The organism is Acuticoccus sediminis, from assembly GCF_003258595.1.
Classification (GTDB): domain Bacteria; phylum Pseudomonadota; class Alphaproteobacteria; order Rhizobiales; family Amorphaceae; genus Acuticoccus; species Acuticoccus sediminis.
Genome location: NZ_QHHQ01000002.1, coordinates 393,594 through 416,156, shown reverse-complemented (window position 1 = coordinate 416,156; position 22,563 = coordinate 393,594). Strand labels below are relative to the sequence as shown.

Genomic DNA, 22,563 nt, shown 5'->3' with positions numbered 1-22,563 from the left:
CGGATGCCGGGGCGGGCGCGAATCGCGGTTCCAACGAAGCCGAGCGGGCCTACCGGGAGGCCGTCGACAGCGCCGCCTCGCCGCGGACCGGAAGCGTCCAGTTCGGGCGGATGAAGTGGCAGGTGTATCCGTTGGGGTAGCGCTCCAGGTAGTCCTGGTGCTCCGGCTCCGCCTCCCAGAACGGGCCCGCCGGCTCGACCTCGGTCACCACCTTGCCGGGCCACAGGCCCGACGCCTCGACGTCGGCGATGGTGTCTTCCGCAACCTGCTTCTGCTCCGCGCTCGTATAGTAGATCGCGGAGCGGTAGCTGAGGCCGACGTCGTTGCCCTGGCGGTTCAGCGTCGTCGGATCGTGGATCTGAAAGAAGAATTCCAGCAACCTGCGGAAGGTGATCCGCGCGGGATCATAGACGATCTCGATCGCCTCGGCGTGGGTGCCGTGGTTGCGGTAGGTGGCGTTGGGCACGTCGCCGCCGGTGTAGCCGACGCGGGTCCGGATCACGCCGTCGTAGCGGCGGATCAGGTCCTGCATGCCCCAGAAGCATCCCCCTGCGAGGACCGCACGCTCTTCAGTCATCGGACGTCCTCCACCTGGTCGAGATAGGCGCCGTAGCCTTCCGCCTCCATCCGCTCGCGCGGCACGAAGCGGAGCGAGGCGGAGTTGATGCAGTAGCGCAGGCCGCCCCGGTCCAGCGGACCATCCTCGAAGACGTGGCCGAGATGGCTGTCGCCGAAGGCGGAGCGCACCTCCGTGCGCACCATGCCGTGCGTCGTGTCGGTCAGCTCCTTCACGTTGCCGTGATCGATCGGCTTCGTGAAGCTCGGCCAGCCGCAGCCTGACTCGTACTTGTCGGCGGACGCGAACAGCGGCTCGCCCGATACGACGTCGACGTAGATGCCGGCCGCCTTGTTGTTGAGGAGCGCACCCGTCCCGGGGCGCTCCGTGCCACTCTGCTGGGTGACGTAGAATTGCTCCGGCGTCAGCGCGGCAAGGGCTTCGGCCGTCTTTCGATATTGCGGCATCGACCGCTCCTCTCGAACGTTCGTCTGAGGAAGAGACGCGTGTCCCGTCCGTGTAACAGACGGGGGAGATGTAGGCGACGGCCGGTGCTCGTGCCAGCCGCCGCCCGCGCCACCTGTACAAAAGCCACGATCTGCGTGTGAGTGCATGTTCGACATCGATCCGGCCGCCATGACGGGAACGGGCCCGCGCGGCGGCCGGATCGACCCTTGCCGTGCCCCCTTCCGCCGCGCCCGTTTCGGCCGGCAGCACTCCTTATGACGGCAATTCAGATGCGGGATGCAGATCTGCGCTCGCGTTGCCGATTCGTAAAAAGCGACGGAACATCCGAGAGTTAGCGTCACTCTACACGCGTGCCCCCGGCCCTGCCTTAAGCCTATGTGGCATAGCACCCATTGTATGAGATTACCGATTATCCATATCGGGCCGGGCCAGTTGTCGGCTCGCCAGTTCGGGAGCACTCAGTGTTACGCATCGTTCATCGACTCCCTGTGCTTCTGATCCTCGGTCTCGCCGCCTGCCAGCCCGAGGCGCAGGAATCCGCCCCAGCGGCCCCGCCGGAGGTGACCGTCGCCAAGCCGGTCGACCGCAAGATCGTGGAGGACGACGAGTTCGTCGGCCGCTTCGAGGCGGTCGACGAGGTCGGCGTGCGCGCACGCGTCGGCGGATACCTCGCACAGGTCCATTTCACTGACGGTCAGATCGTCAAGGAGGGCGACCTCCTCTTCACCATCGATCAGCGTCCCTTCGTCGCCGAGAAGGACCGCGCCGACGCGCAGGAGCGCGTCACCGCCGCGATGCTCGACTACGCCAAGCAACAGTTCGATCGCGGCGCCGACCTCCTCAAGCGCGGCACCATCCCGCAGTCGCAGTACGACGAACGCAACCAGGCCTATCTCGCCGCGGTGGCGGGCGCCGAGGCGGCCAAGGCGACGGCGCGGGTCGCAAGCCTCAACCTCGACTTCACCGAGATCCGCGCGCCCATTGCCGGGCGGATCGACCGGCGCTTTGTCTCCGTCGGCAACCTCATCCAGCCGGACGAGACGCTGCTCACGCGGATCGTGTCGCTCGACCCCATCGACATCTACTTCGACATCGACGAGCGCGCGCTGCTCAACTACGCCCGCGACGCCCGCAGCCGCGGCGCCGACCTGCAGCAGGGCGCCGGCCTCGACGTGAAGGTCCGCCTCGCCGACGAGCGCGACGGGCCGTTCACCGGCCGGCTCGACTTCGCGGAGAACCGGATCGACGACGCCTCCGGCACGATCCGCCTGCGCGCGCGCCTCGACAATCCGCAGTTCATCATGAAGCCCGGCATGTTCGGGCGGGTCAACGTGCCAGCCTCGCTGCCGCACGACGGCATCATGCTGCCCGACGAGGCGATCTCGTCCGACCAGGACCAGCGCATCGTCTACGTCGTCGCCGACGACGGCACGGTCTCCACCAAGCCCGTCCGTCCCGGCCCGACCATCGACGGGTACCGCGTCATCCGTTCCGGCCTCGACGGGTCCGAGACGATCATCATCGACGGCCTGATGCGCGTGCGTCCGGGCATCAAGGTGACGCCGCACATGATCGAGCTGCCCCCGACCAACGAAAAGACGGAGGGCTGACCCCCGTGTCCCTCTCGCATTTCTTCATCGACCGCCCGATCTTCGCGACGGTGGTCTCGGTGCTGATCGTCATCCTCGGCGGGCTCGCCTACACGCAGCTCCCGGTGGCGCAGTACCCCGAGATCGCCCCGCCGACGATCGTTGTGCGCGCCTCCTATCCCGGCGCGGACGCCGACACCGTCGCCCGCACCGTCGCCACGCCCATCGAGGAGGAGGTGAACGGCGTCGAGGGCATGCTCTACATGTCCTCCTACTCGACCGCCGACGGATCGATGGCGCTGACGGTCACCTTCCGCCTCGGCACCGACCTCGACCAGGCGCAGGTCCTCGTCCAGAACCGCGTCGCCATCGCCGAGCCGCGCCTGCCGGAGGAGGTCCGCCGCCTCGGCATCACGACGCTCAAGTCCTCGCCGGACCTGATGATGGTCGTGCACATGCTCTCGCCAGACGAGACGTACGACCAGCTCTACATCTCCAACTACGCCCGCAGCCGCGTGCGCGACGTGCTGACCCGGCTCGACGGCGTCGGCGACCTCATCATCTTCGGCGAGCGCCGCTACGCGATGCGCATCTGGCTCAATCCCGACCGCCTGTCCGCCTACGGGATGACCGCGTCCGACGTCGTGGAGGCGCTGCGCGAGCAGAACGTGCAGGTGTCGGGCGGTGCCATCGGCGCCCCACCGGAACCGGACGGAAACGCCTTCCAGCTCGCCGTGACCACGCAGGGCCGCTTCGACGACGCGCGCGACTTCCGCTACGTCATCGTCAAGGCGACCGAGGACGGACGACTGATCCAGCTCCAGGACATCGCCCGGATCGAGCTCGGCGCGCAGGACTACGTCACCAACTCCTACCTCAACAACCAGCCCGCGGTGGCGCTCGCCATCTTCCAGCGGCCCGGCACCAACGCGCTCGACGCGGCCGAGGAGATCCAGACGACGATGAAGGAGCTCTCCGCGGACTTCCCGCCGGGGCTCGAGTACCGCATCGTCTACAACCCGACGGACTACATCGCCGAGTCGGTCAACGAGGTCTACAAGACGATCTTCGAGGCGATGCTCCTCGTGATCCTCGTCGTCATCGTCTTCCTTCAGTCCTGGCGGACGGCGATCATCCCGATCATCGCGATTCCCGTGTCGCTGATCGGCACGTTCGCGATCATGCTGGCGTTCGGCTACTCGCTGAACCTTCTGACCCTGTTCGGGCTCGTCCTTGCCATCGGCATCGTCGTCGACGACGCGATCGTCGTGGTGGAGAACGTCGAGCGCAACATCGAGGAGGGGCTCGACCCGCGCGAGGCGTCGCACCGCACCATGAACGAGGTCGGCTCGGCGGTCATCGCGATCACGGTCGTCCTCATCGCCGTGTTCGTGCCGACCGCCTTCATTCCCGGCATCTCGGGCCAGTTCTACCAGCAGTTCGCGGTCACCATCGCGGCGGCGACCGCCCTCTCCGGCCTCAACTCGCTGACGCTCTCGCCCGCGCTCGCGGCGCTGTTCCTGAAGTCGCGCCGGGAACACCGGGAGCCGAAGGGGATCGGCCGGGTCCTCGCCCTGCTGGCGAACGGCTTCAACAAAGCGTTCGACGCGCTGTCGCGCGGCTACGCGGCGGTGGTGCGCTTCCTCGTCTCGCGGGTCGTCACGCTCGGCGTGATGATCCTCAGCTTCGCGGGGCTGCTCGTCGCCACCTGGTGGATGCTCTCCACCACGCCGCAGGGCTTCATCCCGCAGCAGGACCAGGGCTACGCGATCGTCGTGGTCAAGCTGCCCGATGGCGCCTCCCTGTCGCGCACCGACGCCGTCACCAAGCGCGCGTCCGAGATCATGATGGAGACGCCCGGCGTCGCGAGCGCCGTCGCCTTCGCCGGATTCTCCGGCGCGACCTTCACCAACCAGTCCGACTCGGCGGCGATCTTCGCCAGCTTCAAGCCCTTCGAGGAGCGGCTCGAGGCGGGTGAGACCGCAGACTCGATCATCCACGAGCTCTACGGGCGGCTGCAGTCGATCCAGGAGGCGTTCATCATCGCCGTGCCGCCGCCCTCGGTGCGCGGCATCGGCCAGCAGGGCGGCTTCAAGATCCAGCTCCAGGACCGCGACCGCGCCGAGGTCGACCGCGTGCTGGCCACCGCGCGCGAGGCCATGGGCGCCGCGGCGCAGACACCGGGCCTGGCGGGCGTGTTCACCACCTTCTCGGCGTCCAGCCCGCAGATCTACCTCGACATCGAGCGGGACAAGGCGCGGATGCTGAACGTGCCGATCCCCAACATCTTCGACGCCCTCAGCACCAACTTCGGCACGGCCTACGTCAACGACTTCAACGCGTTCGGACGCATCTTCCAGGTCCGGGCGCAGGCGGACGCCCCGTTCCGGTCGAGCGTCAAGGACCTCTTGCGCCTGAAGGTGCGGTCCGCGACCGGGGCGCTGGTGCCGCTCGGCACGGTGATGTCGGTGCGCGAGGCGTCGGGACCGGCGCTTGTCCAGCGCTACAACATGTACGTCTCGGTGCCGCTGCAGGGGAACGCGGCGCCGGGCACCTCCACCGGCACGGCGCTCGACACGATGGAGCGGGTCATCCAGGAGGTCGCGCCTCCGGGCGTCTCCTACGAGTGGACGGACCTTGCCTACCAGCAGCGGGCGACGGGCGACACGGCGGTCTACATCTTCGGCCTCGCCGTGCTGTTCGCCTTCCTCGCGATGGCGGCACTCTACGAGAGCTGGGTGCTGCCTATCGCGATCATCCTGATCGTGCCGCTGTCGATCCTCGCCGCGCTCATCGGCGTCAACATCAGGGGGCTCGACAACAACATCCTGACCCAGGTCGGACTCGTCGTCCTGGTCGGCCTCGCGGCGAAGAACGCGATCCTGATCGTGGAGTTCGCGCGGCAGGGCGAGGCGGAGGGCAAGTCGCTGGTCGACGCGACCGTGGAGGCCTGCCGGCTGCGCCTGCGCCCGATCCTGATGACCGCCTTCGCGTTCATCCTCGGCGTCGTGCCGCTGATGCTCGCCGAAGGACCCGGTGCGGAGATGCGCATCTCCCTCGGCACCGCGGTGTTCTCCGGCATGCTGGGCGTGACGATCTTCGGCCTGTTCTTCACGCCGGCATTCTACGTCGCGCTCCGCCGCCTGACCGGCCGCCGCGACCCGGCCGCCGCGCCGGAAGGGCCCCCCGCCCTCTCGCCGCAGCCCGGCGCCGCCGAGTAGCCCGAGGCCGCCCCGGCCCACGCCGGACCGGGGCGGACACGCAAACGACGCCGCACGGCCACGCCCCTCCGGGTGACGGTCGTGCGGCGTTGGTGTTTCGGGAAACGCCGGGCCGCGTCAGCGCAGCCCCGCGCGCATGAAGCTGTCGATCACGTGGCGATGCAGGAGCATGTAGACCGCGAGGATCGGGAGCGACGAGAGCGTGGCGGCGGCCATCATCGCCCCCCACTGGTTGCCCTCCTGCGTCATGAACATCTGCAGCCCGATCTGGACCACCGCGTTGTCCATCCGCCGGATCAGGAGCAGCGGCCAGAAGTACTCGTTCCACGCCGAGATGAAGGCGAGGACCGCGAGCGCGGCGAGCGGCGCCTTCAGGTTCGGAACCACGATCTGCCACAGGATGCGCCAGTGGCCGGCCCCGTCCATCCGCGCCGCTTCGACGACCTCCTTCGGAAATCCCCGCATCCCGTTGTAGAGGACGAGCACGGCGAACGCGGCCGCCGCGTTCGGGACGACGAGGCCCGCGAGGCTGTCAAGCAGGCCGAGCCGCGTCGCCAGCACGTAGTTCGGGATCATCGTCACCTGAAACGGCACCAGCCACGACAGCGCGACGAGGCCGTGCACGAGGCTCGATCCGCGAAAGCGCCAGCGCGTCAGGGCGTATGCGGCGAGAAGCCCGGTCAGCACCTGCGCAAGCATGGTCGCCGACGCCATCAGCGTGGTGTTCCAGAGGATGCCCAGCATCGGGATCGCGTCGAGCACGTATGCGTAATGCTCGAACGTCACGTGCTCGGGCCACAGCCGGCTCGAGTAGATGTCGCCGTCCCCCTTCAGCGACGACACGACCATCCAGTAGACCGGGAAGATCGCCACGAACGCGAGGACGATCATCGTCCCGTGGACCGCGAGACGCGCCAGCGGCCACCGGTCACTCGTCATAGACGGCCATCCGTTTCATGAGGGTCAGGCAGACGAGCGCGATGAGGCCGAAGGCGGCGAAGGTGAGGACCCCTGCCGTCGCGCTCCACCCCGCCGACAGCGACTGAAAGCCGTACTCCCACATCAGGTAGAAGACGTTGGTCGTGGACTTCAGCGGGCCGCCGCCGGTGAGCGCGTTGATGTAGACGAAGCTCCACTGCGCGCCGAACAGGATCGTCATCATCGTCAGCAGCAGGATCGTCGGCGACAGGAGCGGCAGGCGGATGTCGCGCACGATCTGCCAGCGCGTCGCCCCGTCCATCCGCGCCGCCTCCACGTAGGCCGGACTGATCGAGGCGTTCGCCGCCGAGAGGAGGAGCGTCGAGAACCCGATGAGCTTCCAGCCGGTGATCCAGACCAGCGTCCAGAGCGCGACGTCCGGGTCGCGCAGGAACGCGACGTCGGAGAAGCCGAGCGCCGCGAGCGCCTGGTTGACGAGCCCGTTCCTTTCCGCGAGCAGCCAGCGCCACAGGACCGCCGCGACGATGGGCGCCACGATCATCGGCACGAAGATCAGCGACCGGTAGAGGTTGCGCAGCGGGCCGGCGAGGTCCTGCGTGACGATCGCGACCGCCAGCGGGAGCACCACCGACAGAGGCAGCAGGCCGGCGATGTAGAGCACGGTGTTGCGCACCGCGATGCGCATCTCCGGCAGGGTCAGGAGGTTCTCGTAGTTGGCGAGGCCGACCGGGCGCGGGGTCGAGGTCGGCAGCATGTTCCACTGGTAGAAGGAGAGGATGAACGCTTCCACCAGCGGCCAGTAGATCCAGACGCCGATGACGGCGAGCGCCGGGGCGAGGTAGAGCCACGGCGCGATCGGGAGGCGCAGGCCGAGGCGGCGCCGCGGAGCGAGGACGACGGGGGCGTCGAGTACGTGGGTCATCGTGGCGCTGCCTCGTGGCTGGCCCGCGAACGGGCCGGCGCGCGGCTCGTCAATCGGCGGCCGGCATCAGCGGCTGGGCACGCTCCTGGGCCGCCTTCAGCACTGCGTAGGGGTCCTCGGAGCCGAGCACCGCCTCCGCCGCCGCATCCTTCATCATGTTCTCGACCTGGCGGTAGTTCGGGCCGGGGAAGGCGACGTTCGCCGTCAGGTTCTTCAGCTGCTCGAGGTTGGGCAGGATCATCGGGTGCGCGTCGACCCAAGGCTTCAGGTACGCCGGGTCGTCGACGATATCGAGGCGCAGCGGAAGGTAGCCGATCTTCGAGGTGATCTCGGTGTAGGCGTGCCTGGAGGTGAGGAACTTCATCAGCTCCCACGCGGCACGCTGCTTCACCGGATCCCGGCTCAGGATGAACAGCGCGGAGCCGGAGTTCGTCGGGGCGGTCGGCTTGGCCCCGAAGGACGGCATCCTGGCGACGCTCATCTCGAAGTTCCCGGCGGCTGCCTTCTCGAAGCGGGAGGCGACGGCGGAGGTGAAGAGGAACATGCCGAGGTCGCCGGCCGCGAACGTGTCCATGTGGGAGGCGACGTCGATGTCGGCGTAGGCGCCGGAGTCCCTCAGGTCGCGCAGCATGGCGACCGCGTCGGCCGCATCGCCGTCGGCGAAGGTCAGCGTGTTGCCCTGGCGCACCCGCCCGCCGTTGGACATGACGAGCGACTGGTAGACGAACGTGCCGTCGATCGGCCCGAAGGCGCCGGGGAAGAAGCCGTACTTGCCGGTCTTCTCCTGGATGGTCCTGCCGGCGTCCTTCACCTCCGCCCACGTCTTCGGCGGGGTCTTCGGGTCGAGGCCCGCCGCGCGGAAGATGTCGTCGTTGATGAAGAGCACGGGCGTCGAGAACGTGTAGGCGAGGCCGTACGTCTTGCCGTCCACCCTGCCGAGCTCGAGGCCGTTGTCGACCATCCCCTCGGAGTGCCGGGTCAGCTCGTCGCCGGTGAGGTCTTCGAGCGGCTGCGCGCCGAGGTCGTGAGCGGCGTAGATGAGATCGCGGAAGACGAGCTGGGCCACGTCAGGCTGCTGCCCGGCGACGATGTCGGCCTGCACGCGGCTGAGGATCTCGTTGGACGGCGCGGCGACGGGCTCGACCGTGACGAGCGGGTTCTCGGCCATGAAGTCGTTGACGAGACCGAGCGTGGTCTCCTTCCCCAGCCCCGCTGAGGCGAGGTTGTAGGAGTAGAAGGTGATCGTCACGGGCTCGGTGATCTCGGCGGCCATGTCGGCCGCGGCGGGCAGCGGCGCGAGGAGCGTGCCGGCGAGCGCGAGCGTCAGAAGCGTTCTGCGGAGCATCTGGGGGACCTCTGTCGGGTGTGGGTCGCGGTTCGTGGCGCCGTGGGCGGGGCGTCTATTCGGCGGCGCCGGCGCTGACGAGCGCCGCGTCGTTGGCCATTGCCCGCTCGCGCAGCATCGCGAACGGATAGACGTTGAGGAGCGCGCGGTCGGACGGCATCGGCACCAGCGCCATGGTGAGGCCGGACGGGCGGATCGTGCCGATCCCGAAGGAGGCGCCGCGAACCATCCGCAGCTCGTCGGTGGCGAGGATGTCGGTCGCCGCATGCTGGCCGAGGCCGACGACGATGGGGATCCCGTGCCAGACCGAGAAGCGGTCGTGGTGGATGTGGCCGGAGATAATGCCCTTGATATCGTGGCCCTTCAGCATCCCGGCGAGGCGCTGGCTGTCCTCGAAGCGGATGGCGCGCCATGGCGTGTCGTCCGGCGCGTCGCCGAGCATCGGCGCATGGTGCACGACGATGAGCTTCGGCAGCACCGGATGATCGGCGAGACGCCCCTCCAGCCAGGCGAACTGCGCCGGCTCCAGCGCGCCGCCGATGGCGCCCGGCACGGTCGAATCCAGCGTGATGACATGGACGCCGGCGAGCACCTGGTCATGATCGTAGCTCGCGGCGAGATCCTCGGTGCGGCCGAGCATCCCCTCGTAGAAGCCCTCGCGGGTGTCGTGGTTGCCGATGGCGTAGACGATGGGAAGGCCGAGCGGCTCCAGCATCGCCTTCAGCGCCCGGTAGCTCTCCGCGTCGCCGGCGTTGGTGAGATCGCCGCTCGCGACGATGAAGTCCGGCGCCGGAGTGATCCGCTTCAGCTCGGCCAGCACGGCCTGCAGCGTCGCGGTGGTGTCGGAGTGAAGGTGCGGATCGTCGCTCCGGCCGATGTGCAGGTCGGTCAGATGTACGAAAGTCGTTTCTTGGGCCATGGGGCCGATCCATCCTTGATGTCGTGACGGGCGGGGCGCGGACGCGGCGCGGCACGCGCCCCGGTCCGCATGTCGAAGGCGTGCGCGGCCTCCGGCGCGAAGGTGACGGCGAAGCGCCGGTCCGGCAGCGCCGCCATCGTGGGGACCGACAGCGTGACGTCCGCTCCCGCCGCGCGCGCGTGGACATGGAGCTCGGTGCCGACGTCCTCGACGACGTCCGCCTCGAACACCGGCGCGCCGGGACGGGGCGGAACGGCGGTCAGATCGGCCGGGCGCACGCCGAGCGTGATCTCGCTCCCGTCCGGCAGGTCCCAGGCGGCGTCGGGCGCCGGGCACCAGCCCTCGCCGACGATCGCCCGGCCGTCCGCGCCGATCACGGCGGGGAGCATGTTCATCGCCGGCGTGCCGATGAAGCCCGCCACGAAGTGCGTTGCCGGGCGGCGGTAGATGTCCTGCGGCGTGCCGATCTGCTCGATCCGCCCGCCGTTCATGACGACCAGCCGATCGGCCATCGTCATCGCCTCGAGCTGGTCGTGGGTGACGAAGATGGAGGTGGTCTTCAACTCGCGGTGGAGGCGCTTGATCTCGAGCCGCATCGCCACGCGCAGCTTGGCGTCGAGGTTCGACAGCGGCTCGTCGAACAGGAAGACCTTCGGCGAGCGGATCATCGCCCGCCCCATGGCGACGCGCTGGCGCTGGCCGCCGGAAAGCTGCCCGGGCCGCCGCTCCAGCAGCGCCTCGAGCTCCAGCATGCGGGCAATCGCAACGACGCGCTCCCGCCGTTCGCGCCGCGGCACTCCGGCCACCTTGAGGGCGTAGCCGAGGTTCGCCGCGACGCTCATGTGCGGATAGAGCGCGTAGTTCTGGAACACCATCGCGCAGCCGCGCCGGCCAGGGTCCGTGTCGTTCACCACCGTCCCGTCGATGGCGACGGTGCCGGCGGTGATGTCCTCGAGACCGGCGATCATCCTGAGGAGCGTCGACTTTCCGCAACCCGACGGGCCGAGGATGACGAGGAACTCGCCGGTCCCGATGACGAGATCGACGCCCCGCACCGCATGGGCCTTGCCGTAGGATTTATGCACGCCGGCGAGGGCGATCTCTGCCATGGCCCAACCTTGATCCGCTATCGCAGGGCAAGGCCTATGGCCGCCGTGTTACGCCTGCGTGACGGTTCCCGAACGCTGTTTCAATTCGCGCCCGGCATGGCCCGGGAGCCGCCCGGCCCGGTCAGCGCGGCGGCCCGAACATCGGCGCGATCACCGAGACGAGGTGCCTCACCACGGTGTCCGCGTCGTCGAGATCGATGGCGCCGCCGGTCAGCGCGGCGGTGCGCCTGCGGCTGCGGATCACCTGGGTCCTGACGCCGAGCGCCGCGTTGAGCCGCCAGCCGATCTCCACCTCGTCGAACCAGGGCGCGGCCTCGCGCAGGTAGCGGATGAAGATGCGGTGGTGCTCCACGTTCTCGATCATCTCGCGGTAGGAGTCGGGCGTGTCGGCCATCAGCGCGAGGCGGTTCATGTAGGTCAGGACCGGATAGGCGCTGGCGGGATCGAGGCTCCACCTGATCGACGGGCCGACCAGCGCCGCGACGAGGCCGTCGATGCCCGGCGGCTGGGGCCGTGCCCGGTCTACGGCCCGCTGCAGCTCGTCCACCCGCTCGGCGTTGAGCCGCCGGTAGATCCGCGCGCCGACCGCCGCCGTCAGCTTCTCCAGTGAGCCGAAGTGGTAGGCGATGGCGGACGGGTTCACCTCCGCCTCCGCCGCGATCCGCCGGACGGTGACGTCCCCGAACACCCGCGCCCGGCAGATGACCCGTTCGGCGGCCGCGATGAGTCGGTTTGCGGTCACGTGGTCGTGGGCCATCGTGCTCGTCTGCCAGAGCGCCGCGCCGGCGGACGGGCCCGAAGGGGTCCCGCCCGCGAGGCGCGGTCGAACGAATGTGGATCCATCCCGCTTGATGCCATCTCGTCCGGCGAAGCGCCAGCGGCACGGCCGTCCGCGACCGCCCCGACGGATCGCGGCGGCCACGCGCCGGCCGTGTCCCTAGTCCTCGCGGATCGCGACGAGGCGCAGGAACGGCGGCGCGGCGATCGGCTCGCCGGCGATCCGCACCCGATCGCCGGGCTTCGTATCGTTCGGCGCGCGGGCCATCAGCGAGATGCCGGCGTCGAGACGCACGACCGCGAGGGTATAGGGAACCTCCCCCTCCCACTGCGGCTCGGGCGCGCGGGAGAGCGTCGTCGCCGAGATCACGACGCCGTCCGGCGACGTCGCCTCGAAGGCGATCTCGCGGCTGCCGCAGTGCGGGCAGAGGGGCCGCGGGTAGAAGTGCGGCCGCTCGCAGGCGCGGCAGACGGGCACCAGGAAGCGCCCCTCCTCCAGCCCGGCCCAGAATGGGCGGCTCAGGGGATCGCGGGCGCGAAGCCGCTCCTCGGCGGCGGGCCAGTCGGCGCTCATGCCGCGCCCTCCAGGATCAGAGTGCAATGGACACCGAGGATGCCGCCGTTGCCGTGGACGAGCGCGGTCCTCGCCCCGTCCACCTGACGCACGCCCGCCTCGCCGCGGAGCTGCGTGACACCTTCCACGAGATGCAGCAGGCCGCCGCCGACACCGCAGTGGCAGGCCGACAGAAGGCCGCCGTGCGTCGTCACCGGGAGCGCGCCGCCGGGGCCGATCCGCCCGCCTTCCACGAACGCACCGCCCTCCCCCTTCTCGCAGAAGCCGAGATCCTCCAGTTCGAGGATCACCGTGATGGTGAAGCAGTCGTAGAGCTCGGCGACGTCGATGTCCTTCGGACCGATGCCCGCGGCGGCGAACGCCCGGCGACCGGACTCGACGGCGCCCGTCGCCGTCAAGGTCTCCGCCTCGCCGACATGGCCGTGGCGCTGGCCGTAGCCGGATCCGGCGACCCGCACCACACGCGCGATCTCGGCCGCCCGCGCGCGTGTCGTGACGATCACCGCCGCCGCGCCGTCGGAGATGAGCGAGCAGTCGAGGCGCTTCAGCGGGGTCGACACCGGCGCCGACGACAGGACGTCCTCGACCGTGATCGCGCGCTGCTTGTGGGCCGCGGGGTTGCCCGCCGCGTGGGCGCGGATCGCGACGGCGACCTCCGCCATCTGCGCCTCGGTGGTGCCGTAGCGGGCGATGTGCTCGCTCGCGGCGAGGGCGTAGAGCGAGGGGATCAGCGGCCCGAGCGGCGCCTCGAACTCCGGGTGCGCGACGCCGGAGCGCGCGATCGTGCCGATCGTCGAGCCGCTCGACTGGAACGACAGGAGGTTCTGCCCGGTGACGCACAGCACCGTGTTGCAGCGCCCGCTCTCCACCGCCTGCACGGCCTGGTCGATCATCGCCGTGCCGGAGGCGCCGGCGAGGTCCAGCGTCGCGAGCCAGGCCGGGGCGATGCCGAGCGCGCTGGCGATCAGCGTCGCCGGCGGATTGAGCGCCTCGGTCCGCAGCGGCGTCGTGACGAGCCCGTCGACGTCGCTCATCGCGAGGCCCGCATCGGCGAGCGCGGCGAGCGCGGCTTCGGCCATCAGGGCGGTGGCACCGGTGTCGGGAACGCGGCCGAGCCGGCTGGTCCCGACGCCGACGATGACGGCCTCGTCCCTCATGCGCCCTTCACCATCAACGCGTCGACCGCGATGGCACCCTCGCCCTCGGCGCCGACGATCACCGGGTTGACGTCCATCTCCCGCACCGTGCCGGCGAGGTCGTGGGCGAGGTGGGAAAAGCGCACGACGAGGTCGACCAGCGCCCCGACGTCACGGGCCGCCTCGCCGCGGACGCCGGACAGCACCCTGCGCCCCGGCATCGCCTCGACCATCTCGCGCGCGGCGGCCTCCGAGAGCGGCGGCAGGCGCAACACCGGCCGGCCGAGATATTCGGCGAGGATACCGCCCGCCCCCAGCGCCACGACGGGGCCGTAGATCGGATCCTCCGAGAAGCCGAGCAGCGCCTCGAACCCCCTGGGCGCCATCGGCTCGATGGTGACGCCGCGGATCGCCGACGGCTCGACATGCGCCGCGACGCGCTCCAGCATCGTCCGGTAGGCGTCCCGTACGGCTTCGCCGCTGGCGAGCCCCAGCGCCACGCCGCCGATGTCGGACTTGTGCGCCACCCCCTCGGCGTCGATCTTCATCACGACCGGGCGGCCGACCGCCTCGAACGCCGCGACCGCCTCCGCCTCGCTCGTCGCGAGACGCTCCGCCGTGGTGGCGATGCCGTAGGCCTTCAGCACCTCCTTCGCCTCGCGCGCGGAGAGCTCGCCTCCGGCCCCGGCGATCCGCAGCGCCCTGTCACGATCGATCCCGGCGGGCGCCTCGGGTGCGCCCTCCGTCCGGCCGAGCGCGGACATCGATGCCAGCAGGTGGCCGAGCGCCTTCATCGCCGGCTCGATGTCGCGGAAGACCGGAACGCCGTGGAAGAGCCCGCTCATCGCCGGTGCCTCGCTGCCGTCCGTCGTTCCACCCACCCAGACGACCATCGTGAGCTGCGCCGACTGCTGCGCCACCTCGCAGATGGTCTCCACGATCGGCCCCTGGCTGAGCGTCAGGATCGGCATGAGGGTGCCGACGCCCGGATCCGCCGCCAGCGTCTGAAGGGTGCTGCGGAAGATCTCGCGGTTGCCGATCGCCTGCGGCGAGAGGTCGGTGGGGTTGCTGACGTTGATGAAGCCCGGGATCAGCCCGCGCAGGGCCTCGAGGGTCGTCTCCTGGTAGGCGGGGAAGGCGAGCCCGTTCGGCTCGGCGTGGTCGGCCGCCGCGACGAGGCTGCCGCCCGAGAGCGACACCGCGGCGACGCCGTTGTCCCGCGGCCGCTTGCCGCCGGTGTAGAGCATCGCCACGTCGCAGAGCTCCTGCGCGGTGTCGACGCGAACGATCCCCGCCTGCGCGAGCGCCGCGTCGTGCACCTCGTCGGCGCCGACGAGGGCCGCCGTGTGCGAGCTCGCCGCCTTGGCGCCGAGGCTCGACCGGCCGAGCTTGACGGCGACGACCGGCTTGCCTGCGGCCCGCGCCTTCTCGCCGAGCGACAGGAGGCCCGCGCCGTCACGGATGCTCTCCAACGCCAGCAGGACGATGCCGATGTCCGGGTCGTCGAGCATCAGGCCGGCGATCTCGCTGGCCGTCAGCCCCGCTTCGTTGCCGCAGCTGACCTGCAGGCCGACGCCGAGACCCATCTCCATCGCGCGCCACATCACGCCGATCTGGCCGAATCCGCCGCTCTGCGAAACGATGCCGATCGGCCCGGGCTTCAGCGCCGGATTGTGTACAGCCGCCGTCGCCGACAGGACGAACCCGTCGCGGATGTTGAGGATCCCGTTGCAGTTCGGCCCGACGACCGCGAGCCCGGTCTCGCGACAGAACGCGGAGAGCCGCTCCTGGAGTGCGCGCCCCTCCTCCGTGCCGGACTCGGCGAAGCCCGCGGAGAACACGGTGGCCGCCTTCGCGCCCGCCGCGATCGCCTCTTCCAGGGTGGGGATCACGCGGTGCGGCGCGACGGCCACCCCGACGTGGTCCACCGGGCCGGGGAGATCCGCAAGGCTCGGATAGCAGGCGAGATCGTCGAGCCGCTCGTACTTCGGATTGACCGGCCAGAGCGCACCGCCGTACCCGCGCGCACGGAAGTAGTGAAACAGTTTTCCGCTGAATTTGCCGACGTCCGTCGAGGCTCCGACAAGAGCCGTCGCCGCCGGCGAGAAGAGTGCGGAATGGATCAACGTAGAGCACCTGTCGAATGCGCCCCGCGGGGCGTGCCTCGAGCGGGGCTTGGGCGCGCGATGCGCCTTTGGCGGGAAGAGACTGCGTTATCGCCTTTGTTGCACCTGTATACAATTGGCATCTGAACGGGTTGCCACACTGTGTCGCGGGATCTCCCCGGACGTCTCCGCCACCGCGCGCCAGACGCCGGCAAACCGCCTACGGCGGAGGCGCTGCAATCCGTCTGTCACGAAGGTGGTTCACAGTCCCGAGCCAATGGCGCGCGGCGCGCCGTGTGAGAAAAACTCAAAGTACGGTTCCAAAAATTCTGGGATTCTGTCACCCGACTGTCACCTCGGAGGGCTAGCGGCGGAGGCCATCTGCATACTCGCGGAAAGGAATCCCGTGCCCTTCGTCCTCACCATGCCGCGCGTCATCGCCGCGGGGCTCGCCGCGCTCGCGCTGACCGGCACCGCAGCCGCGCAGGATCGCCCCGACATCGTCGTCGGCGTCGCGGATCTGCCGCCGACGCTGGAGCCCGCGAAGGAGCTCTCCAACGTCGGGACCCGCATCACCTATTCGGTGTTCGACACCCTCATTCGCCGTGACTTCCTCTCCGCCGAAGGCGGCAGCGGCTCCAGGCTGATGCCGGGCCTCGCCGAGAGCTGGACGCGCGTCGACGACCTCACCCTCGAGGTGAAGCTGCGCGAGGGCGTGACCTTCCACAACGGCGAGCCGCTGACGGCCGAGGACGTCGCCTTCACCTTCTCGCCCGAGCGTCTCGTCGGCGAGGACACGCAGCTTCCGCGGGGCCGCGCCTATTTCGCCGTCCTCGACCACGTCGAGGTGGTGGACCCGCTGACGGTGCGTTTCGTCACCAAGGCGCCGGACCCGCTGCTCGAGCAGCGCCTCGCCTCCTGGGCGTCCTGGATCGTCAACAAGAAGGACTGGCAGGAGAAGGCCGAGGCGAACGGCGGCCTGCCGCGCTACCCGGTCGGCACCGGCCCGTTCAAGTTCGACGAGGCGAAGACCGACCAGTACATCCGCCTCACCGCCTTCGACGACTACTACGGCGGCCAGCCGACCGCCGAGACGGTCACCTTCCGCGAGGTGCCGGAGCAGGCCGCCCGCATCGCCGGTCTCGTCTCCGGCGAGTTCGACATCGTCACCAACGTCGCCCCGGACCAGATCGCCCAGATCGACGGGTACGACGACGTCGAGACCCGCAGCGTCGTCCTCGCGAACAGCCACGTGCTCGTCTACAACGTCGACCAGCCGGTGCTGTCCGACAAGCGCGTGCGTCAGGCGCTGAACCTCGCCATCGACCGGCAGCTCCTCGTCGACGCCCTGTGGGACGGCAAGGCCGTCGTGCCGCTCAGCCACCAGTATCCGTCCTACGGCGACATGTACGACGCGACCCGCGAGGGCCTCGTCTACGATCCCGAGCACGCCCGCGCGCTGCTCGACGAGGCCGGCTACAACGGCGAGGAGATCGTCTACTCCACGCACCCGACCTACTACCTCAACGCCGTCCCGGCCGCGCAGGTGCTGGTCGAGATGTGGAAGGCCGTCGGCCTCAACGTGACGCTCAACGTCACCGAGGGCCTCGACGACATCCCCAACGACGACCTGCAGATCCGCAACTGGTCGAACTCCACCCGCTACCCGGACCCGCTCGGCGCGCTGTGGATCGCGTGGGGTCCCTACGGCGGTGCGCAGGGCAACTGGCACGCCTGGGATTCGGTCGCCGGCGAGTTCAACGAGGTCGGCCGCAAGCTGGAGACGACGGTCGACCTGCCCGAGCGCCAGAAGCTCGGCAAGCAGCTCCTCGACATCTGGGAGGACGAGGCCCCGGGCACGATCCTCTACCAGCCGCTGGAGACCTACGGCGTGCGCACCTCGCTGAAGTGGCAGCCGTACACGTTCTACTACATGGACCTGCGTCCCGATAACCTGAAGGACGAGGCGGCTCGGTGAGCCTCGCCGCCACCACCGCGGAGGGCGCCCCCGGCGCCCTCCGTTTCGGCCGCGCGCCCGCTGCCCCCGCGGCGGGCGAAGCGGTCCTGCGCATCGACCGGCTCGCGGTTCGGCGGGGACCGCTGACGCTCGTCGACGACGTGACGCTCGACGTCGCAGCGGGCGAGACGGTCTGCCTCGTCGGCGAGTCCGGCTGCGGCAAGAGCCTCACCCTGATGGCCGCCCTCGGCCTCCTGACGCCGCCGCTCCATGCCGAAGGGTCCGTGCGGATCGCCGGCCACCAGATGGTCGGAACGCCGGAGAGCGCGCTCGGCCCCGTGCGCGGGCGCGACGCGGCCATGATCTTCCAGAACCCGATGTCCGCGCTGAATCCGATTCGCACCGTCGGCCGGCAGATCGAGGAAGCGCTCCGCCTCCACACCGCCCTCTCCCCCGGCGAGCGGCGGCACGAGGTCACGACGCTGCTGGAGCACGTCGGCATCACCGACCCCGCCCGCTGCGCGCGGTCCTACCCGAACCAGCTCTCCGGCGGCATGTGCCAGCGTGTGATGATCGCGATGGCGATCGCCTCACGCCCCAGGGTGCTGCTCGCCGACGAACCGACCACCGCGCTGGACGTCACCATCCAGGCGCAGATCCTCGACCTCCTGAAGGCGCTTCAGGGCGAGACCGGAATGGCGCTGGTCTTCGTCACCCACGACCTCGGCGTCGTCGCCGAGATCGCCGACCGCGTCGCCGTGATGTACGCCGGCCGCATCGTCGAGACGGCACCGGCCGACGAGCTCTTCACCCGCCCGCACCATCCCTACACCCGCGCCCTGATGGAATGCCGCATCGGCCCCGAGACGCCGCGCGGCACCGCGCTGGAGGCGATCGGGGGCAGTGTCCCGCCGCCGGCGGCCCGCCCCCCCGGATGCTACTTCTCCACCCGCTGCCCGAAGGCGGCCCCTGTCTGCGCCACGCGCCCGGCGATGGTGGAGACCGCCCCCGGCTCCGCCGCGGCCTGCCACTTCGCGAGACGCCCGCAATGACAGACGCCATCCTCCGCATCCGCGACGTCTCGCGGCACTACCGCACCGGGCAGCGCCTCCTCGGCGGGGTCACGGTGCCGGCGGTGGACGGGGTGAGCCTCGCGATGGCGCCCGGCGAGACGCTCGGCATCGTCGGCGAGAGCGGCAGCGGCAAGTCGACCCTCGGCCGCATCGCCGCCGGGATCGAGACCCCCTCCGCCGGTTCCGTCCTCTTCGACGGACGCCCCTATGCGAGGCCGGGCTCGGCCGCCTGGCGGCGCGAACGACGCCACGTGCAGCTCGTCTTCCAGAACCCGGCCGACGCTCTCGATCCGCGCGTACGCGTCCGCGACCAGGTCGCCGGTGCCCTGTCGGCGCACGAGCGCCTTCCCCGACCCGAGCTGCACGCCCGCGTCGACGACATCCTGGAGCGGGTCGGGCTCGCCGGGATCGCCGGGCGCGTCCCGCAGCAGCTCTCCGGCGGGCAGCTCCAGCGCGCCGTCATCGCCCGCGCGCTCGTCCTGCAGCCGCGGCTTCTCGTGTGCGACGAGGCGGTCAGCGCGCTCGACGTCTCGGTGCAGGCGCAGATCATCAACCTGTTGATGGCGCTGCGCGAGGCGTTCGGCCTCTCCCTCGTCTTCATCACCCACGACCTCTCCGTGGCGCGGCACATCTCCGACCGGATCGCCGTCATGCGCGCCGGCCGCATCGTCGAGACCGGCGACCCGGACACGCTGTTCGATGCCCCGAGCGAGGACTACACGCGCCGCCTCGTCGCCGCGATCCCGAGCATGGACCGCGCCCCGACCCTCAGGGGCGAACGCGCAGCAAGGATTGCCGTATGATCCAGATCGTCGCCCACCGGGGCGCCAGCGCCACGCACCGCGAGAACTCGCCCGCATCCTGGCGCGCCGCGGTCGCCGCCGGCGCGGACGCCGTGGAGTCGGACGTGCGTGTCACCGCCGACGGCCACGTCGTCTGCATCCACGACGCCGACCTCGCACGCCTCGCCGGCCGCCCCGACCGCGTCGCGGACCTGACCGCCGCGGCCCTCGCCGGTGTGACGGCCGGAGGCGTTCCCGCCGCGCCCGTCTTCGCCGACGCGCTAGGCGCCGTTTCGCCGTCCGTCCCGCTGATGCTCGACGTGAAGGACGAGACTCCCGCGGGCCTCGACGCGCTCGCCGCGGCCCTCCCCGAGCCCGACGCGCGGCCCATCGTCCTCGCCCTGCACGCGATAGAGAGCGTCCGCCGCTTCGCCGACTCCGGCCACACGGTCCTCGCGATGATCCCGCAGCCCGGCCTCTGGACTGCGTTCCTCGACGCCGGCGCCGACGCGGTGCGCCTCTGGGAGCGGGACGCGGAGCCCACAATCCTCGCCGCCATCGCGGCGCGCACGGTCCCCATCTGGGTGACGGCCGGCGGCGGCGGCACCGGCCGCGCGGTCGGCGACATCGACCGCACCGCCGTCTCCCGGCTCGCGACGCTCGGCGTCGACGCCATCCTCGTCAACGACCCGGCCGGCGCACGCCAGCTCCTGGAAGGACTTGCCGCATGAAGCCCGGCAGCACACTCATCGTCAGTTTCGACGGCCTGCGGCCGGACCGCGTCACGGCGGACCTCATGCCCAACCTCGCCGCGTTCATGGCCGAGGGGGTGCGGTTCGCCAACGCCCGCAGCGTGTTCCCGAGCGAGACGCGCGTCGCCGTCACCAGCACCTTCACCGGCAATCCGCCGCGCTGGCACGGGATGATCGCCAACCGCTTCCGCCATGCGGCTGTCCCCGAGGAGCCGGTGCGCACCGGCCTCGTCGAGGATCTCCTCCGCGTTGCCGGTCGCGGCCCGCTCATCCACCGCCCGGCGCTCGGCGACCGGCTCGCGGCAGCGGGCAGGTCGATGGTGGTCGTCAGCACCGCCTCGACCGGCGCCACCCACATGATGAACCCGAACGCGGTGACGAACGGTCACGAGACCTTCTGCTGCCACCCGACGCCGGACATGTCCCCCACGCTGAAGGCCGAGGCGGAGGCCCTCCTCGGCCCCGTCCCCGAGACCGCACGCCCCAACAACGCCCGGATCGACTACGCGCGCCGCGTCCTCACCGACATCGTCTGGCCGACCCGCGACCCCGACGTCGCGGTCATCTGGATGAACGACCCGGACCTCACCTCCCACGCGTTCGGCGTGCGCGCCCCCGAGACCGAGGCGTCGCAGCGCCTCACCGATGCAGCGTTCGGCGAGATCCTCGCCGGGTGGCGCGCCGGTCGCGGACCGGAGCACCTGATCGTCATGTCCGATCACGGGCAGATCACCGGCTCTGCCACCGCCTCCCCCGACATGGACCTGCCGGCCGAGTACCGCGACCGCCTCGTCAGCGGCGTCTTCAACGGTCTCTGGCTCGACGACCCGGCCCCGGCCGACCTCGCCCGCGCCGTCGACGTTCTGAGCGAGATGCCGTGGTGCGGCCTCGTCTTCACCGGCCGCGCCGGCGCGCCTGCGGTACCGGGCACCCTCCCCTTCCCGCTCGTCGGCCAGGGCCACGCCCTCGCCCCGCCGATCGCCTTCACCCTGCGCTCCACCGGACCGGACGAGGCGAGCGACGCGGGCGCCGAGCGGCGCTACTTCACCGAGGGGATCGACATCGGCGGCGGCATGCACGGCGGCCTCAACCGCGGCGAGCTCGCGACCGTACTGGCGGGCGCAGGCCCGCAGTTCCGCGCCGGTTTCGTCAGCGACACCCCCTGCTGGCTGCCCGACATCACCCCCACCGTCCTTGCCCTCCTCGGCCTGTCGACCGAGGACACCAGCGGCCGCGTCCTCGCCGAGGCGTTCGCCGACGGTCCCGAGCCGCCGCGCGCGGCGCAGACGGTCAATTCGGTGGAGCACCGCGGCTTCCAGCAGCACCTCGCGGTGTGGGACGTCGAGGGCAAGAGCGTCATCGACTGCGGCTGGACCGCCGGCACGGGGGCGTGGCGGTGACGGCCGCCTTCCTCGTCACCAAGGTCCTGCGCTGCATCGCGACGCTCTTCCTCGCGCTGACGTTCGTGTTCGTCGTGCTGCGCCTCTCCGGCGATCCGGTGGAACGCATGCTCCCCGACGACACGCCGCCGGAAGTGCAGCAGCGCTACCGCGAGATGTGGGGCCTCGACCGCACCCTGCCCGAGCAGTTCGCCGGTTACGTCCGCTCCGTCTTCACCGGCGACCTCGGCTTCTCCTTCCGCGACGGGCGGGAGGCGACCGAGGTGGTGCTGGAGCGCGTCCCCGCGACGCTCGTCCTCGCCGGCCTCGCGCTCACGGTGATGCTCCTCATCGGCATCCCCTCCGGCATCATGGCCGCGCTCAACAAGGACTCCTGGCTCGACCGCGTCACCATGGGCGCGACCGTGCTCGGCTATTCGGTGCCGAACTTCTTCCTCGGCATCCTCCTCATCATGCTCTTCTCGATGACGCTGCGCTGGCTGCCTAGCTCCGGCAGCGGCAGCTGGAAGCACCTCGTCATGCCCGCCGTCACCTACGGCACCGCCTACGCCGGGATGGTCGCGCGCTACACCCGCTCCTCCATGCTGGAGGTGCTGGACCAGCCCTTCATGCGCACCGCCTGGGCGAAGGGCGTCGGCTGGCGGGCGCGCGTCATCGGCCACGCGCTGCCGAACGCTTCGATCCCGCTCATCACCGTCCTGGGGCTGAGGATCGGCATGATGATCGGCGGGGCGACGGTGATCGAAACGGTGTTCGGCTATCCGGGCGTCGGCTCGCTGCTCGTCAACGCCGTGGCGCAGCGCGACCTCGCGGTGGTGCAGGTGATCGTGCTGCTGATCGCCGTGACCATGGTCGTCGTCAATCTGGCGGTCGACCTCCTCTACACCCTCCTCGACCCACGCGTTTCCACCACCGAAGCCCGGGGAGCGGCGCGATGAC

Annotated in this window: 19 protein-coding genes; 8 read left to right on the top strand and 11 right to left on the bottom strand. The window is 70.4% G+C overall.

What is annotated here, in order from left to right; translation table 11 throughout:
- Nucleotides 1-49 precede the first annotated feature (49 nt).
- Entirely contained in the window at nucleotides 50-577 is a 528-nt protein-coding gene (msrA, locus tag DLJ53_RS10025; RefSeq protein WP_111344816.1) for a peptide-methionine (S)-S-oxide reductase MsrA, read from the bottom strand.
- Complete coding sequence (gene msrB, locus DLJ53_RS10020; protein ID WP_111344814.1) at nucleotides 574-1,023, bottom strand: peptide-methionine (R)-S-oxide reductase MsrB; 450 nt, start codon at nucleotides 1,021-1,023, stop codon at nucleotides 574-576. The genes msrA and msrB overlap by 4 nt, the downstream gene beginning before the upstream one ends.
- Before the next feature lie 471 nt (nucleotides 1,024-1,494).
- Between msrB and DLJ53_RS10015 the strand changes: the two genes are divergently transcribed.
- Nucleotides 1,495-2,634: an efflux RND transporter periplasmic adaptor subunit gene (locus DLJ53_RS10015; RefSeq protein ID WP_425320962.1), complete on the top strand. Its 1,140-nt coding sequence runs from the start codon at nucleotides 1,495-1,497 to the stop codon at nucleotides 2,632-2,634.
- 5 nt (nucleotides 2,635-2,639) lie between these two features.
- Nucleotides 2,640-5,834, top strand: coding sequence for an efflux RND transporter permease subunit (locus tag DLJ53_RS10010; RefSeq protein WP_111344810.1), 3,195 nt, complete (start codon nucleotides 2,640-2,642; stop codon nucleotides 5,832-5,834).
- Between the two features lie 117 nt (nucleotides 5,835-5,951).
- Here DLJ53_RS10010 and DLJ53_RS10005 read toward each other — a convergent pair whose 3' ends face one another.
- From DLJ53_RS10005 to DLJ53_RS09965, 9 genes are all read right to left on the bottom strand, one after another.
- Complete coding sequence (locus DLJ53_RS10005; protein ID WP_111344808.1) at nucleotides 5,952-6,773, bottom strand: carbohydrate ABC transporter permease; 822 nt, start codon at nucleotides 6,771-6,773, stop codon at nucleotides 5,952-5,954.
- A complete protein-coding gene (locus tag DLJ53_RS10000; protein WP_111344806.1) occupies nucleotides 6,763-7,695 on the bottom strand; it encodes a carbohydrate ABC transporter permease in 933 nt (310 codons plus the stop codon). Before DLJ53_RS10000 ends, DLJ53_RS10005 begins: the two co-directional genes overlap by 11 nt.
- 49 nt (nucleotides 7,696-7,744) lie before the next feature.
- The gene (locus DLJ53_RS09995) at nucleotides 7,745-9,040 is read right to left on the bottom strand and encodes an ABC transporter substrate-binding protein (RefSeq protein WP_111344804.1); all 1,296 of its coding nucleotides are present in this window, start codon (nucleotides 9,038-9,040) and stop codon (nucleotides 7,745-7,747) included.
- A 55-nt stretch (nucleotides 9,041-9,095) separates the two neighbouring features.
- Nucleotides 9,096-9,959, bottom strand: a complete 864-nt coding sequence (locus DLJ53_RS09990) for a metallophosphoesterase (RefSeq protein WP_111344802.1) — start codon at nucleotides 9,957-9,959, stop codon at nucleotides 9,096-9,098.
- Entirely contained in the window at nucleotides 9,929-11,068 is a 1,140-nt protein-coding gene (locus DLJ53_RS09985; RefSeq protein ID WP_111344800.1) for an ABC transporter ATP-binding protein, read from the bottom strand. The genes DLJ53_RS09990 and DLJ53_RS09985 overlap by 31 nt, the downstream gene beginning before the upstream one ends.
- A gap of 121 nt (nucleotides 11,069-11,189) precedes the next feature.
- Nucleotides 11,190-11,825: a TetR family transcriptional regulator gene (locus DLJ53_RS09980; RefSeq protein ID WP_111344798.1), complete on the bottom strand. Its 636-nt coding sequence runs from the start codon at nucleotides 11,823-11,825 to the stop codon at nucleotides 11,190-11,192.
- A 180-nt stretch (nucleotides 11,826-12,005) separates the two neighbouring features.
- Nucleotides 12,006-12,419 (bottom strand): Zn-ribbon domain-containing OB-fold protein, encoded by a 414-nt coding sequence (locus DLJ53_RS09975; RefSeq protein ID WP_111344796.1) that lies wholly within the window; start codon nucleotides 12,417-12,419, stop codon nucleotides 12,006-12,008.
- Nucleotides 12,416-13,576 carry a thiolase C-terminal domain-containing protein gene (locus tag DLJ53_RS09970; protein ID WP_111344795.1) on the bottom strand — a complete coding sequence of 387 codons (1,161 nt, stop codon included), beginning with the start codon at nucleotides 13,574-13,576 and terminating at the stop codon, nucleotides 12,416-12,418. The genes DLJ53_RS09975 and DLJ53_RS09970 overlap by 4 nt, the downstream gene beginning before the upstream one ends.
- Complete coding sequence (locus DLJ53_RS09965) at nucleotides 13,573-15,681, bottom strand: acetate--CoA ligase family protein (RefSeq protein WP_111344793.1); 2,109 nt, start codon at nucleotides 15,679-15,681, stop codon at nucleotides 13,573-13,575. Before DLJ53_RS09965 ends, DLJ53_RS09970 begins: the two co-directional genes overlap by 4 nt.
- Before the next feature lie 385 nt (nucleotides 15,682-16,066).
- Here DLJ53_RS09965 and DLJ53_RS09960 point away from each other — a divergent pair, with 385 nt between their 5' ends.
- The 6 genes from DLJ53_RS09960 to DLJ53_RS09935 are packed head-to-tail and all read left to right on the top strand — an operon-like array spanning nucleotide 16,067 to nucleotide 22,562.
- Complete coding sequence (locus DLJ53_RS09960; protein ID WP_244935052.1) at nucleotides 16,067-17,638, top strand: ABC transporter substrate-binding protein; 1,572 nt, start codon at nucleotides 16,067-16,069, stop codon at nucleotides 17,636-17,638.
- Complete coding sequence (locus DLJ53_RS09955; RefSeq protein WP_202913093.1) at nucleotides 17,635-18,669, top strand: ABC transporter ATP-binding protein; 1,035 nt, start codon at nucleotides 17,635-17,637, stop codon at nucleotides 18,667-18,669. Before DLJ53_RS09960 ends, DLJ53_RS09955 begins: the two co-directional genes overlap by 4 nt.
- Nucleotides 18,666-19,493 (top strand): ATP-binding cassette domain-containing protein, encoded by an 828-nt coding sequence (locus DLJ53_RS09950; protein WP_162409061.1) that lies wholly within the window; start codon nucleotides 18,666-18,668, stop codon nucleotides 19,491-19,493. The genes DLJ53_RS09955 and DLJ53_RS09950 overlap by 4 nt, the downstream gene beginning before the upstream one ends.
- Nucleotides 19,490-20,203 (top strand): glycerophosphodiester phosphodiesterase, encoded by a 714-nt coding sequence (locus DLJ53_RS09945; protein WP_111344790.1) that lies wholly within the window; start codon nucleotides 19,490-19,492, stop codon nucleotides 20,201-20,203. Before DLJ53_RS09950 ends, DLJ53_RS09945 begins: the two co-directional genes overlap by 4 nt.
- Complete coding sequence (locus DLJ53_RS09940) at nucleotides 20,200-21,624, top strand: alkaline phosphatase family protein (protein ID WP_111344788.1); 1,425 nt, start codon at nucleotides 20,200-20,202, stop codon at nucleotides 21,622-21,624. Before DLJ53_RS09945 ends, DLJ53_RS09940 begins: the two co-directional genes overlap by 4 nt.
- Complete coding sequence (locus DLJ53_RS09935; protein WP_111346200.1) at nucleotides 21,621-22,562, top strand: ABC transporter permease; 942 nt, start codon at nucleotides 21,621-21,623, stop codon at nucleotides 22,560-22,562. The genes DLJ53_RS09940 and DLJ53_RS09935 overlap by 4 nt, the downstream gene beginning before the upstream one ends.
- Nucleotide 22,563 lies beyond the last annotated feature (1 nt).

Bases quoted from the DNA above. Each gene is read 5' to 3' on its own strand.
- msrA (WP_111344816.1), bottom strand. From the start codon at position 577: ATGACTGAAGAGCGTGCGGTCCTCGCAGGGGGATGCTTCTGGGGCATG.
- msrB (WP_111344814.1), bottom strand. From the start codon at position 1,023: ATGCCGCAATATCGAAAGACGGCCGAAGCCCTTGCCGCGCTGACGCCG.
- DLJ53_RS10005 (WP_111344808.1), bottom strand. From the start codon at position 6,773: ATGACGAGTGACCGGTGGCCGCTGGCGCGTCTCGCGGTCCACGGGACG.
- DLJ53_RS10000 (WP_111344806.1), bottom strand. From the start codon at position 7,695: ATGACCCACGTACTCGACGCCCCCGTCGTCCTCGCTCCGCGGCGCCGC.
- DLJ53_RS09995 (WP_111344804.1), bottom strand. From the start codon at position 9,040: ATGCTCCGCAGAACGCTTCTGACGCTCGCGCTCGCCGGCACGCTCCTC.
- DLJ53_RS09990 (WP_111344802.1), bottom strand. From the start codon at position 9,959: ATGGCCCAAGAAACGACTTTCGTACATCTGACCGACCTGCACATCGGC.
- DLJ53_RS09985 (WP_111344800.1), bottom strand. From the start codon at position 11,068: ATGGCAGAGATCGCCCTCGCCGGCGTGCATAAATCCTACGGCAAGGCC.
- DLJ53_RS09980 (WP_111344798.1), bottom strand. From the start codon at position 11,825: ATGGCCCACGACCACGTGACCGCAAACCGACTCATCGCGGCCGCCGAA.
- DLJ53_RS09975 (WP_111344796.1), bottom strand. From the start codon at position 12,419: ATGAGCGCCGACTGGCCCGCCGCCGAGGAGCGGCTTCGCGCCCGCGAT.
- DLJ53_RS09970 (WP_111344795.1), bottom strand. From the start codon at position 13,576: ATGAGGGACGAGGCCGTCATCGTCGGCGTCGGGACCAGCCGGCTCGGC.
- DLJ53_RS09950 (WP_162409061.1), top strand. From the start codon at position 18,666: ATGACAGACGCCATCCTCCGCATCCGCGACGTCTCGCGGCACTACCGC.
- DLJ53_RS09945 (WP_111344790.1), top strand. From the start codon at position 19,490: ATGATCCAGATCGTCGCCCACCGGGGCGCCAGCGCCACGCACCGCGAG.
- DLJ53_RS09940 (WP_111344788.1), top strand. From the start codon at position 20,200: ATGAAGCCCGGCAGCACACTCATCGTCAGTTTCGACGGCCTGCGGCCG.